This is a genomic window from Hoskinsella mucinilytica (genome assembly GCF_045223415.1).
Lineage (GTDB): Bacteria > Bacillota_I > Bacilli_A > Erysipelotrichales > Erysipelotrichaceae > Hoskinsella > Hoskinsella mucinilytica.
In genome coordinates this window covers 74799-89337 of sequence record NZ_JBEQZJ010000009.1, presented here as the reverse complement: position 1 = coordinate 89337, position 14539 = coordinate 74799, and the positions used below count along the sequence as shown (strand labels likewise).

At 36.8% G+C, this 14539-nt stretch carries 10 protein-coding genes; 2 read left to right on the top strand and 8 right to left on the bottom strand.

Going from position 1 to position 14539, the window contains the following annotated elements; genetic code table 11:
* The 8 genes from UGRO018_RS04690 to UGRO018_RS04655 all read right to left on the bottom strand — a co-directional run.
* Positions 1-276 (bottom strand): hypothetical protein (locus UGRO018_RS04690; protein WP_416325296.1); only part of this gene is annotated, 276 nt, incomplete at its 3' end.
* A gap of 13 nt (positions 277-289) precedes the next feature.
* A complete protein-coding gene (locus UGRO018_RS04685; protein WP_416325295.1) occupies positions 290-6316 on the bottom strand; it encodes a hypothetical protein in 6027 nt (2008 codons plus the stop codon).
* 3 nt (positions 6317-6319) lie between these two features.
* A complete protein-coding gene (locus UGRO018_RS04680) occupies positions 6320-6847 on the bottom strand; it encodes a tRNA (uracil-5-)-methyltransferase (RefSeq protein ID WP_416325294.1) in 528 nt (175 codons plus the stop codon).
* A 4-nt stretch (positions 6848-6851) separates the two neighbouring features.
* A complete protein-coding gene (locus UGRO018_RS04675; RefSeq protein WP_416325293.1) occupies positions 6852-8228 on the bottom strand; it encodes a sensor histidine kinase in 1377 nt (458 codons plus the stop codon).
* On the bottom strand, positions 8225-8956 hold the full coding sequence (locus tag UGRO018_RS04670; protein WP_416325292.1) for a LytR/AlgR family response regulator transcription factor: 732 nt from the start codon (positions 8954-8956) through the stop codon (positions 8225-8227). Before UGRO018_RS04670 ends, UGRO018_RS04675 begins: the two co-directional genes overlap by 4 nt.
* Before the next feature lie 203 nt (positions 8957-9159).
* Entirely contained in the window at positions 9160-10671 is a 1512-nt protein-coding gene (locus tag UGRO018_RS04665; RefSeq protein ID WP_416325291.1) for an IMP dehydrogenase, read from the bottom strand.
* 157 nt (positions 10672-10828) lie between these two features.
* Positions 10829-12226 carry an MATE family efflux transporter gene (locus UGRO018_RS04660; RefSeq protein WP_416325290.1) on the bottom strand — a complete coding sequence of 466 codons (1398 nt, stop codon included), beginning with the start codon at positions 12224-12226 and terminating at the stop codon, positions 10829-10831.
* Between the two features lie 107 nt (positions 12227-12333).
* Positions 12334-13323 (bottom strand): DUF952 domain-containing protein, encoded by a 990-nt coding sequence (locus UGRO018_RS04655; protein WP_416325289.1) that lies wholly within the window; start codon positions 13321-13323, stop codon positions 12334-12336.
* Positions 13324-13452: 129 nt separating this feature from the next.
* Between UGRO018_RS04655 and UGRO018_RS04650 the strand changes: the two genes are divergently transcribed.
* Positions 13453-14106: a TetR/AcrR family transcriptional regulator gene (locus UGRO018_RS04650; protein WP_416325288.1), complete on the top strand. Its 654-nt coding sequence runs from the start codon at positions 13453-13455 to the stop codon at positions 14104-14106.
* A 68-nt stretch (positions 14107-14174) separates the two neighbouring features.
* A complete protein-coding gene (locus tag UGRO018_RS04645) occupies positions 14175-14459 on the top strand; it encodes a hypothetical protein (protein WP_416325287.1) in 285 nt (94 codons plus the stop codon).
* Positions 14460-14539: the final 80 nt, after the last annotated feature.

The window sequence follows — 14539 nt, the reverse complement described above, 5'->3', positions numbered from 1 at the left end:
TTCGTTAAAGTCTCTTTTCAACGTCATCACACCATTCTCTACACCCTCCTTGATATACACATTGACTGCCTCATTCACATCTATATTCATGGAAGTAGAAGTGATATTCATATCACTTCCTAACTGTGCAGATTCCGGTATCACTACCGTATACACTGAGTCTACATCATAGGTTACTTCTGTACGATCTTCTGTATTTTCCGTATCCGCTGCCATTACCGGATTACTCATTGCAGCTACAAGCATCATAACCATAAAAATTGTTTTCTTCTTCATTTTCTTATCCTCCTCAATTTCCTTTCTGATAGATGATTTCAAAGACCAGATTACCACTATAACTTCCTGCTTTACGTTCTCCCTGTGGTTTACCAAGTTGGAACATACCTCCAGAAGTTGGCGTTGTATTGTTTCCGGTAAATTTCACGATTTCAGAACCATTTTCAACCGCATTTCCTGTACCATCATTCACTGGCACAAGTAAAGTATTCGTTGCGCCATCTCTTGTTAGTGTAAGCTTATGATCTGTGATTCCGTTTTTCACGATAACCTTTACCGTATCTGTAGTTCCCATATTACGCAATTCACTCGCTGTAATGCTGCCCGTTTTACCTTCATCATCTAGTGCAATCGTTTCCGGTATCACAATGGTATAAGATGGTATTTGATGGAATTTTGATTCAATGCTCATATCCTGATCGATAGTTAATTCCATTGGATTCTCTGTACTATTTGTTATATTTGTACCTTTTGTCACAGTAAACCCATCAAACACATTTCCTTGATTATAGTTCATATAACGAACCTTAACGTTTTCCCCACTAAACAACTGAATACCTTGTTCGCTTGGATTTCGATCAACGATTTCTTTGCCATCTTTATCTTCTACTCGTATATATCCCGCCTTTTGTTCTACACCATCTTCATCCATATAGGTTCCAGGCTGTATCAAGGATAATGTTACCGTTTGTTGGAATTCTGCCTTCAATTCCTCTACGCCTATCGTTTTACTCATAAAGATAGAAGAAATGACCACTGTTCCATTACCGATCAAACGAACAGATACCGTATCTTCATTTGATGCCCATTCATAGATCATCGTTTGATTTTCATCACTCAATGTTATGGTCTTTTTGACTTCGCCATTTACAACGATTTCAGCCTTTACACCTTTTCCCTTTGCGATAAACGTCACAACAGAAGTACCACTCTGAGAAACACCCAATGACAATTCTTCATAAGATGATCCTTCAGTTTCAATATCTTTCTCTAATCCGAGAATCTGTGAATTCTTGCCATCTTGAGAGGTTTCCAATAACGTTGTCCAATCGCTTAGATCCATGTCTTTATTGACTCCAGTCTGCGGATAAAGGATCAATTTTCCGTTATCCTCTTTTACGGTATAGGTTCCACTTGTCGGACCATCCTTAATGCCATAACCTTTGATTGGTTCTACATCTAAAGCGACCTTTGAACCCTCTATGACCATTTCTCCATTCGCAAGTGGTGTTTGATTTCCATCTTTATCTATCAATGATAAATTCAAACTTCCATTTTCTACCGATTCGATATTCAATGGTATTACTTGATAGGTACTTCCGGAAGCTTTCACACTATGCTTACCAGAAACAACATAAAGATACAAATTTCCATCATCATGTAACGTATTAATATGGTAGTCAATACCATCCACACTGACACTACTTGCACTTGTCACTGTCATGATCAATCGTGTCAAATCATCCCCATTTGCATTTTTCGGTGTTGTACCAAAGGCATTTCCACCAGATGTATTCACTGCATTTACAGAACCTCCGATGATGATAATACTTCCTGCTTTAGAAGTACCATCACTACCAGCACCTACAGCCTCATTTAGACCACCTGTTAAGTCCAGTGTTCCTCCTGATATGGTAATCATCCCATTGTTTTCTTTCCATCCTCCACCGATTGCGGCTGCATAAGAACCACCGGTAGCATTTAATTTGCCCGTTCCACTGATGGTTAACGAAGCCGTTTCCGGTACATGAATCGCCGGATATTTATTGGTTGCTTGTAACGTATTATTACCACTTAGCTTCAATTCCACATTTGTTCCTGCTTTGATATCAATCGGACTTCCTGTTGTACTACTGATATTCACATTATCCAATGTTATCTCAGAAGTTCCACCGGATATTGTTAAACTATGATGAGAAGTACCTTGTACTTTATATGGTGTACTTGTACTCTTCTTATAAATCTGTCCATTAACAACATACTGCTCATCATTTAAGATTTCCGCATCGCCCTTAGAAAGATTGATCACACCATCACCCGTTAACTGTTTGGTAACTTTAAATTCATTTCCTTCCAGCTTCAGATAATAGATGTTATTACCTACTTGTACGATTTCTGTTTTCTCCGGTAAATATAAATTCATGGTAGTGATTGAAGCAGTTCCTAAATAAACTGCATAATCTTTTCCATCAACTTTAATGGTTGCACTCCTATCTGCTATCTTTGCTCGATAAACAGCACCACTTGCGTCTTGTGCATCTTTTAGAGGTGAATTTGTTTCCACACTACCACCAAGTATCTTTACGATACTTCTCACTTGATTATCCATAAACTTCACACAACCGGATTTGATCGTTGTCATCGGTACACTAAGTTCTCCGGTTAAATTGATACCGTTGCCTTGTAATGTCAGATTACCATTTCCTGTAATACTGGAAATGGTTCTTTGTGCCGTTGTATTCAAAATCAAATTTGCACGATCCACTAATTCGATATCTGTTGCATTACAATTTAAGGTCACTGCCTGACTTTCACTATGTGCATATAAATCCCCACCATGTACGATATACTTAGAATATACTTTGATTGGCTTATCTGCACTTGTCATTGTGGAAAGCGCAGGTAAACTTACTTTGGATGCACTGGCACTTCCATTTGATACTGTAATTTTATATTGATAAGCATTCCCTGCTTCATCCGCAAACTTCAAATATTTCCCATTATCTTCATTTGTAACATAGGTAATAAAATTACCATTTTCGTTTGTCGTTGCATCAAAGTTGGTATAATCTCCTAAATAACCGCTTTGATCACTTCGCTCAATCAAAGATAAACGATTATTTTTAGGTAATCCCGTAATCTCAACCTTGATTCTACCTGATGCAAGACTACTAGTTTCTTTAGATAATAAATTACCACCGGCTTTTACTGTTGTAACCGGTTTGGTATAACTTCCACTTGTAAATGCTGATGGAATGCTCATCGCTCCATTTCCATCATTTCCTATTTGTAAGGTTCCACCATTTACTGTTACATCGCCAAGTTTATTGTTGCCCATACGATAATCTACTTGCGTATAACTCATTTGATAAGCCGGCGGGAATTGATTTACCGGACTCATTTTCATAGGATCCAATCCCATATTGACTGTTCCGGTTCCTTTTGTGGTATCTTTCAATTTCGTACCATCTAAATAATTTTGTAAAACCATATAGCCTTGATTTACTATGATAGATGGTGTTCCATAAAATGTATCAGGATTCATCGTTCTTCCATTCGTTATTTTCTCAACTTGACCAGGTGCACTTATTTTCCCAATGACAACTTTACCCTTGCTGTTCATTGTAATACTTCCGGCATGTTTCTTTGCTTTTTCCGCATCAGAAGGAAGCTTATAAACATTGTTATTTGTAATATTCGCATTACCATCACTGATTTTATAATATGGTGCAACTTCAGTTGTATTTACGTTCGCTGTAATATAACCGATAAGGATATATATTTCATTTTTATTTCCATGGTTGGTACTATATGCCTTACTTTCCCAAGTTTGTTCATTGTCTTTTTTACCTAAAACCCAATGAGAATTTGCATTTGCTGAAAAATTATCATAGTAAACAGGATAAGGTCCTTCCTCTGGATTATTATAAGGATAAGTCATATGAGCCAATCCATAAATAGGATCTCCTAAGCTAGGATCTTTACTGGTATAAATAAATAAATGATCTCTACCATTTTTATAATTGATATCGGCAACCGGAGGTTCAGATAATGGATATCCTAAATTCCAAAATTCAATAGCTCCAGTCATATTTTTATATTCTTTTCCATCAAATGTTATTGTCGTATTAGGAGATAGAGGCGAACCATCGTATGGACTTTTTTTATTGTAATTATATATTTTTATATCCCTAATTGCTTCTTTGGGATCTTTTGTTTTCTTGTATCCCATATAAACATACCGTGATCCTCCTTGATTTATATTCAAATCATATACAGTGTAACCTAGATTGGTTAATTGTTTTTTTGCGGTAGCTTCATCTTTGGCTGCAGATACCACAAGCTCAGAAATAAATTCATAAGGATAGTTATCTAAAGATACTTTTTCACCATTACTTTGGATTGTATCTATGTTAAGTATGCTTTCCTCATCACCTTCAAATGTTATATTTGAAGTATATCCGGTAATGTCTACTTTTGAAATCGTTGATTCAGTTCCCATCGCAACTACTTTTACTTGCGCATTGCCAAGATTTAACTGACTGATATTGGTGTTTTCCAAAGTCAATGTATGTTGACTACTGCCTGTATATGTTATCGTATTGTTCGTTCCACCACTGTTATGTACGATTGCTCCTTTAGAATATGCTCCAATATTACCACCTTGCGTATAACTGGAATCACTAAAAGTAATACTTCCATTACTAAGATCAATCACTGTATCTCGCTCATCTGGCTGTGGTGTTAAAGCACTTCCATTAACTGTAAAATGATAAACATTATCATAGATACCATTTGCATTTGCTACTTGAACCTCATAGGTTCCGTTAGGTAACCATAAAGTTAAACTTCCATCTGTTGTGGATGGAAAGAAACGTGTGATCCCTCCATCATTACCATTTACTTTTACATTAGTTTTAACATTGGAACCTTGGACATACATGGATGGTCTTACAGTGATAGGATACACATTATTTCCTTTTATGGTGAATTTTTTACTATTAGGATCTAAAGAACCTCCCAAAATCGTAAAGCTACTAGAAGCTTCTCCGTTTCCATCGCCAATACCAATATCCTGAGCATTTCCGCCTCCTGATGTAGAAGTGAGCGAACCTGCACTTAAAATAATGGAACCTGTATTATTTTTCTTACCGTCTTGTCCAGAATTATCTCCAGAACGAGTTTTTTCCCATTCATCTTCTCCAGTACCACCAGGTCCTCCGGTACCTCTTGGTGATCCACCTTGACCTGACGTTCCTGTATGCCCGTCATATGTTTTAGAAGCAGGTTCTGCTACTTTTCCAAAATCGTTTGATGCACCGCCTTTACCTCCATAAGTTGGTTGCGGATGTAGAAACCCTCCAAATTCCGGATTATAACTACCTACTGCAGTGGCACCGCCACCGCCACCGCCGCCATTCACAAAGCCTTTGCCTCCAGCGCCTCCACCGCCGCCACCAGCAGTCCACCACCCTGTTGTTCCTACATACGCAATAAACGCATATACCAATGAGGTTTGACAATAGTCAACGCCTCCGCTTCCTCCGCTTCCACCATTACTTCCGGCAGCGCCTCCTGATCCAATACCAGCAGCAGGATATCCGGCACCGCCGCCACCGCCGCCACCATAACCGCCTTGCATGATTACGGTTTGGTTTCTCGATAAAAATGTTCCCACATCTGTTTGTTTTTCATCTATACAGAAATGTTCTCCACCATCTCCACCTTTTCCTCCTAAAGTCCCACCATGGCCTCCTGTTGCATTGATCATTAAATTTTTATCCGCAATCTGAATGGTTCCTGTTGATAAAACTGTGTTCGCATTATCAGAACCTTTAGATCCAATACCAGCACCGGCTCCACCACCGCCTTGGCCATACTTTTGAAATTCGGGGTAATAAACGATTTTCTTCTCTTTATCTATGTATTTTTTTGCATCTGGTCTTAACCCATCTTGCCCGTTTGATGCATTACCACCATAAACGATTAAATTACCTGTTCCTTTCAAGGTTAATGTAGACCCTTCAGGAACCTCGATACCGGCACCTGCGCCAATACCATAGCCTGCATTTCCACCTCTTAAGGTAACAGTTCCTTCAATAGTTAATGTTACATTTCCATTGATTTTCACTGCAGACTCTCCACTATTTCCGGTAATCGTAACATCCTTTAAGGTATAACTTCCTGAATTGTAGACTTTGGTATTCGATGCTGCTTTTATTTCTATGCCTTCCTTTTGTGTCAAGGTCAATGTCATAGTAATCATTGCCAGTGATAATAGACAAGAGAACCCTCTATGTATCCATTTTTTCCCTTTCATAAATTATTTCACCTCTAGACTTATTCTGACTTCTCCACCATTCAATTTGGTAAGTTCATCATTTTGTTTATAACAATCATATTTTAAAATACTGTTTTCATATGTTCCGGCCGCAATCTCCTGATTCAAAGTAATTTGATATAACCCTTTCCCCGGAGCTACCATTTTGGATTGCCAAATCTGTGTACCATCTGGCAATATCAGGCTCATCACAAAGTAACAATCATTAACCTCAGGATTGTATAAGTTGACACTTTGTTCCTTTTGATTTGCTTTCAAAGAGATAGATTTATATCCCGGTAAAGCAATACCTTTTTGCCCATCTTCTGTTTCAGGTTTTTTATTGGTTTGTGTACCTTGCCAATCCACTGCGCCTTCATCTAAATCCGGTTGAACGGTTTCTTCACCAAACCATGTTTGCCAATTCATACCCAAGGTAACACCACTACCTACCAATAAGAAAGCCACCAAAATACATGCGATTAGCTTTCCTTTGGATAATATAATGCCCTGTTGTTTCTTCTCACTCATAACCTTATTCTCCTAACTCTCTATTCAGATTCAATCTGATTCGTGTTGTAAAAGTTCGCTTTACCTCGTCATAACAAAACAATGCACTTCCACCATACTTTTTAGCGGTGATATCCATGCTTTTCAACCCATTTCCGACATGATCACTGCTTTGAAATGCATCAAACGACAAAAATTGTTCAGGTTGATATTTTTTCCTTGAAAAATGAATGCTATCACAGCTATTATCCACTTGTATAGCAAGTGATGCGTTGATCATTCCGATTTGAATATGGATCCATCTGTTTTTCTCTATTTTTTGACATGCATGGATGGCATTTTCCAAAACATTTCCTATTAAACTAGTCAAATCTACTGAATCCATAACTAATTCATCGCAATAAGCATCTACACTACAATCAATATCTTCTTCTCTTGCCCATCCGATATAATACTGTAATAAACTATTTAAGGTTGAATCCTTACAAAAGCGTTCGCTTTCCTGTTGATGAACGATTTGTTCCAATGTTTCAAGATAATGTTCCATTTCTTTGTATTGACCTTGTTTCAATAATTCATATAATCTTCGTAATTGATGACGCATATCATGATGTAAACGCCGTGTAGTATCGATATCTCCAATGATTTTTTTATATTGTAACTGTTGAATCTGAAGTTGTCGTTGATTCATATCCTCACGTTGTCGAAATAAGGATTCATGAAGTAAATTCCAATAAAAGACAGTCAAGACTGCTGCGACAAACAAAAAGGGAGGTCCTAATAGCCACCAATAGTTTTCCACATAGAACTTGGACATTGTCGCATAAAAAAGCATCATACAAAGATATAATACAGTTATGATCTGAACGTTGCGAAACTCTTTGGTCATTTTATTAGGGTTCATTTCTTGCAAATATTCTCTAACGATATGATTCATAAAATAATAACCAATTGGAAAAAACAATAATGTTGTTATCACAAATAGCCAAAAAATAGGTGTTGCATATACTTCTGCTTGTACAAATTCAATTGGAAATAACGGATAAAATAGATTAACAACCATATATTGCGTGGTAGCATAAAATAATGTTAAATTAATGACCAAGATTTTCTTCACAGAAGCTTCTTTCACAAGATAAAAGTAAAGCGTACACATGAAAGAAACAACCAAAAGCATATAAATATTTCCTCTTCCTGACATATTTTCCAATAAACCAAACAAAGAATCTTTCACACAAAAAGGAAATACAATAGAACTTATGATTGCGAATACGATAAAAGCAATCCGCATGGTTTGATAAGACCAACGAAAACATTTTCTGTGAAATGGCACAAAGCAAAGTAAGACACATGGAAAGATTTGAAGAAAGAATCCAATACTTTGTCTGAGATAAAAGCTCATGATCGTCTCCCCCTTTCAAAAGCACTTTTTTTACTTAAACATTGAAAAACATAATCATCATAAGTAGAACGAATAGATGCACGTTCTTTTCGACTAAGTAACACTATTTCCTTATTACGAAGAAGACAACGATCGTTTTGCATGGTATCGATATATTCCATATGGACAACCAATCCACGTCTTAGCTGTAGAAAATTCTCATCCAGTTGATCTTGTAATTCTTTGAGGTTGGTATAGGTAATAAGCTCTGTTCCATTCTTCAAAGTGATGATCGTTTTATGATCTGCGCTTTCAATGACCATGATTTCATGTAGATATAAAAGTTGTTGTTCACGACCGATTTTAATAGTGATAGTTTTTAATACTTCATTTTCTTCAGGGAGCCTGGAAAAGGCTTCCTGAATACCTTCTATCGTAATTGGTTTTACCAAATAATGCATAGCATGAAGAGAAAAAGCTTCAATTGCAAATTCTCTACTTGTTGTCACAAATACGATTTCGGTTTCAGGAGATATCTTTTTTAATTCTTTAGCGACTTCCATACCATCTTTTTTCGGCATATAAATATCAAGAAATACCATATTGAAAACAGGACCATTGCCAGCTTCCAATAGCAAAGAATCACCGTCTAGATAACACTCTGCTTGATAAGTAGGATTCCATTGATTTAATATTTGGATAAACCGCTCAAGCTCATTTGCATCATTATCACAAATTGCGATTCGCATGATACCTCTCCCCTCTTTAAAACTCTAGCTTCATTATATCATGTCGCTTTTTTTTATTCTATGTGACGTCCTTACCGTTCACGGTGAAAAACCTACGATTCACGTTGTTCATGAAGTTAAGAACATAAATAATAAGTATAAATTCAAAAATGATTCAAATATAAGAAAAACAGGAAAACTTATTCATCTTCCTGTTTTTTTGATTATTTTACTTTTGCGTCTAAGGTATTATCTTTTACGACTACATCATGTGCGCCACCTTCTACGATACTTGTAGAAGATACCAATGTAATTTTCGCATTTTGTTGTAATTCCGGGATCGTTAAAGCACCACAGTTACACATCGTATGTTTTACCTTGCTTAATGTCAAATCAACATTATCCTTTAATGCACCGGCATATGGTACATAAGAGTCAACACCTTCAACGAAAGAAAGTTTTTTGCTTCCTCCCATATCATAACGTTGCCAGTTACGTGCACGAGCACTACCTTCGCCCCAATACTCTTTCATATAAGAACCGTTAATGGTTACTTTCTTTGTTGGTGATTCTTCAAATCTTGAGAAGTAACGACCTAACATAACGAAGTCTGCGCCCATAGCAAGTGCCAATGTGATATGGTAATCATGAACGATACCTCCATCACTACAGATAGGAACATAGATACCTGTTTCTTTAAAGTATTCATCACGAGCTTTCGCAACTTCAATGGTTGCTGTTGCCTGACCACGACCAATACCTTTTTGTTCACGGGTAATACAGATACTACCTCCACCGATACCGATTTTGATGAAGTCCGCACCAGCTTCTGCTAAGAAACGGAAACCTTCTGCATCCACGACATTACCGGCACCGATTTTTACGCTATCCCCATATTTTTCACGAACCCATTTCAAAGTCAATGCTTGCCACTCACTGAAACCTTCACTAGAGTCAATACATAATACGTCAGCTCCGGCTTCTACAAGTGCAGGAATACGTGTTTCATAATCTCTGGTATTGATACCGGCTCCTACGATATAACGTTTCTGATCATCCAATAATTCATTAGGATGTTCTTTATGAGAATCATAATCTTTACGGAATACAAATGCTTTCAAATGACCTTCATCATCAATGATAGGTAATTGATTCAACTTATGATCCCAAATCAAATTGTTTGCTTCTGATAAAGAACAGCCTTCTTTACCTACGATCAATTTCTCAAATGGTGTCATAAATTCGCATACCTTAGTCGTAGGTTCCATACGAGAAACTCGATAATCACGACTTGTGACAATACCCACAAGTTTACCTTTTGCAGTACCATCATCGGTAACTGCCATTGTCGCATGTCCTGTTTCTTCCTTTAATGCCAAAACATCTGCCAAAGTAGCATCCGGACGGATATTAGAATCACTATATACAAAGCCTGCCTTTGTTGCTTTTACACGAGCAACCATTGCTGCTTCATCTTCTATACTCTGAGAACCATAGATAAAGGAAATACCTCCTTCTCTAGCCAAAGCGCAAGCCATTTTTTCTCCTGATACAGATTGCATAATTGCTGATACCATAGGGATATTTAATGAAATTGCTGGTTCTTCACCTTTCTTGTATTTCACAAGAGGTGTTTTTAAAGATACATTTGCTGGAGTACATTGTGCACTAGAGTATCCTGGTACCAATAAGTATTCGCTGAATGTACGGGAAGGTTCGTTAAAGTAATAAGCCATGTCATCGTCTCCTTTTCTTTCCTATTTTGTAAACTTTCTCTAAATTGATATCATTATAAAGATTATCCAAGATGAAGTCAAGCAACTTTGAAAACTTTTTCATAAATTAAAATAAAAAAAACCGAATTCCTTTCTATATGAGAAAAATAAGCCCGTTTCACACAGACTTATCTTCACATAAAATTTGTTCTTGAACTGATACTGTAGATTTTGATTCCGGTATCGAGCGCATATAAGGATCACGATAAAAAGCAAACCATAACTGTACACACATCAAGCACCAAATCACCGGTTCACAAATAATGACTCCGAAATAATCTAACAACGGAATAAACAGGATGACGAATACGATCTTACCACAGAATTCAATGACACTGGATACCAAAGGTATTACTTTTCGACCAAGACCTTGTAAAGAATTTCTTAGATTCAATAAAATCCCCAATACTGCATAAAATGGTGCATTTATGATAAGATAAAGCGCACTGTTATCTAATACGACAGCTTCATTAGAACCTGATATCAACGCACTCAAAGGACGTGCGGCTATTAACATCAACAATACTGCGATCACGCCCCAAGCTATGCTGATCAAATTGGCGGTTTTCACACCTTGACGGATACGCTCTTGTTGGTTGGCTCCTTTGTTTTGCGATACAAAGGTAGAAAGTGCCATAGAGAACGTTGAGGCAGGCATCATACAGAAGGAATTGATCTTTCTTGCTGTTGTATGACCTGCAATGATCAAATAGCCGAACTTATTAATGGCCGTTTGTAGGATAACAGTTCCTGCCGATACAATTGCCATCATAAGCCCCATAGAAAATCCTTGTCCGATCAATTCTTTATACATATCCTTACCAACCGCAAAATGTTTTCTTGTAGGAATCAATAATGGACTTTTCTTATAAATATATATTAAACAGAACAAAGCACTGATCGCCTGTGCAATGACCGTGGCTACCGCAGCTCCTTGGATACCCATGGAAAACTGCGTTATAAACACGATATCCAATACGATATTGATGGCACTGGACACAATTAAAAACACCAATGGCATCACACTATTCCCGATTGCTCTTAATAACCCCGCACAAAGATTATATGCAAACATAACACCAACAAAAGATGTAATCATCATAATATAAGAATAGGACTCTTCAATGATATCTGCAGGTGTATTTAATAATTCTAAAAGTGGATATAAACAGAAAACAGATAGCAACATGATCGCAATGGTCAATCCTATCCCAATGACAATTGATCCGGCAACAGATCGTTTCAACGCATCCTCATCTTGTGCTCCATAACAGCGTGCCGTTACGATGCTAAGCCCATTACCGACACCTAATGCAAAGCCGATCAACAGCTCATAAATAGCAGATGCTGCACCAATGGCTGCCAAAGATACATCTCCCAGAAAATTCCCTACGATCATCGTATCCATCGTGTTATACAATTGTTGAAATACATTCGCAATAAAAATAGGTATTGCAAATACCAGCAATGCCTTAAAAATCTTATCTTTCGTCAAATCAACTTGAAAACCAAACATGAAATCCCCTCTTTCTACATGCGTTTATTGTACACCATGAGGTTCACACCAAGTCAAGCCAGATTCCATGTTTGTACATAATTTTCATAACTTTGTAAAGAATGTCATCATTTCTCAAATACATCTACATTACCAAACAGCTCAATACGCTCACCATCAATGATCATACCACCATTTTCATACAAGGCATACACATCTTTCTTTTTTTCTGTTTTGACACGTTCTATGCTTTCTAGCTGTACTCTTGTTTTGTGATAATGCGGTTCTATCGCAAAACCACGCACACAGCCTAACCCTTGTTCATAAACAAATGATGGATAATCATCATCCGGTGTAATATGATATTGATCTAATTGAACCATAGCTCCTGCACTGTATCCCATCATGACTCCTTGATAATGTTTTAATAAGGCAGTCAACTTATATTCTTTGATTCGTTTCATCATGAGATCAGGTGCACCACCTGTCAATAATACCACAGAGCTATTCATGATCTTATTCTCCATATCGATTTTGTCATCTTGAAAGTAATTGACCCAAACGATTTGTTCCCTTTTTAATCCATATGGAAAAAAGACATCGGTATTGCTTTTGTACCAGATCCCTTGACCCGGCTTATATTGTCGATTCCAATCATCTATATTTTTGGTATCATCAAAAAAACTAAAGGCCAAAACACAAACAACATCATCTTTATGCAGGTATTTTTTCAATACAGGACGGCACCATGCTTCATCGATCATGCTTGTGTTCATCATGATATGAATTCTGTTTTTGGGTTGTTGCCACGTTTTTTTATCATGTAGAAAAGGTACACATTCTTTGATATCCTCACAACGTAAAGGTGCATAAATATGGGGATAAAGATGACCTCTTTCATCAGGTTCAAAACGTAATACATGCTTACATTTATCACTATCTACCACTAGAAATATATATTCTCTTTCATCTTGGAAAAAGGATGAAGCAATATAACGAAAGCTATTCCATGTGGAAAAATGTATAAAACCCTCTTTTTTAACCAGATCTTTCCCATAATATCCAGTTTGTATCTGTTGTTCATATTCACTTTTCAGACAACAATGTATCAATTCCATATCATCCCTCATTTCATAATGTCTACATTATGTCATGTTTTCACTGTTTACTCAAGCTGTTGACAAGATTTGACACAAGTGTTAAAGTATATACAGACCAAAGGTCTTTATCAAAAGAGGAGAGAGCAAATGGCTAGATATCAACATCCAGAGAAAACATTAGACAATATTATCACAACTGCTTCTTCTTTATTTCTGGAAAAGGGCTATGAACAAACAAGTATTCAGGATATTTTGGATGCATTACATTTATCAAAAGGCGGCCTTTACCACCATTTTGCTTCTAAGGAAGAAATTTTAATCGCTGTTATTAAGCGACACGGAGAGCTAACCTATCGATACCTTCATGAAATGATTCAATCGATAGAAGCAGAAAACGCCAAAGAAAAGCTAAAAAAAGTTTTATACTATTTGGCTACAGATACTCAAATGCATCGTTATGATCAAACAATGAAATCGCAGCTTGGTAATGCTCATTTCGTTGTGAGTGGTATTCAAAACTGTATTCGAGTAGATGCCCCTATCTTAGCAAACTTGATACAAGAAGGAATCAAAGATGGTTCTATTCAAAGCGATGATCCTGATTTAGCAGCTGAGGTATTTCTGTTATTAAGCAATTACTGGGTCAATCCTGCTCTTTATGATCTTCCAAAGGATCAAGTAAAACGTAGGCTTTCCTATCTAAAAAAACTATTGGAGAAGATGGGATTAGATATACTTGATGATCGTTTGATGGATATTCTGATTTCCAGTTATGAAAATCTTGCGAAAAAAGAAGGATAAAATATCTGCATATGCAGATTATTTTATACAGCAATACAGACTAAAAGTCTGTAAGAAAGGAATTTACTATGAACTCAAAAAAAGCATTTGAAAAGGCAATCGAACTACAAAAGAAACAAATCAAGCGTACTGAAAAACTGATGGAGATAAATCAACGCTTGACAGATCCTAATGGTAATGCAATGAAGAAAGGTCTACAAGTCAATCGCATTTTTGCCTGTGGATTGATTTTAACAGGCGGCATTCAAGTCTTATGTGGTTATCCCTTATATGCATTAGGTAGTATCACAGCCGGTACAATATCTATCACATCCAATGAGATTTATCGTTATGTGAAAAAGAAAAAGTGCTAATTAAGATGTGTCACCTTATTAATTTTAAAACATCGGTTTTTAAAAATCTTCGTACTGGTATGAATATCCATAAAGAAACA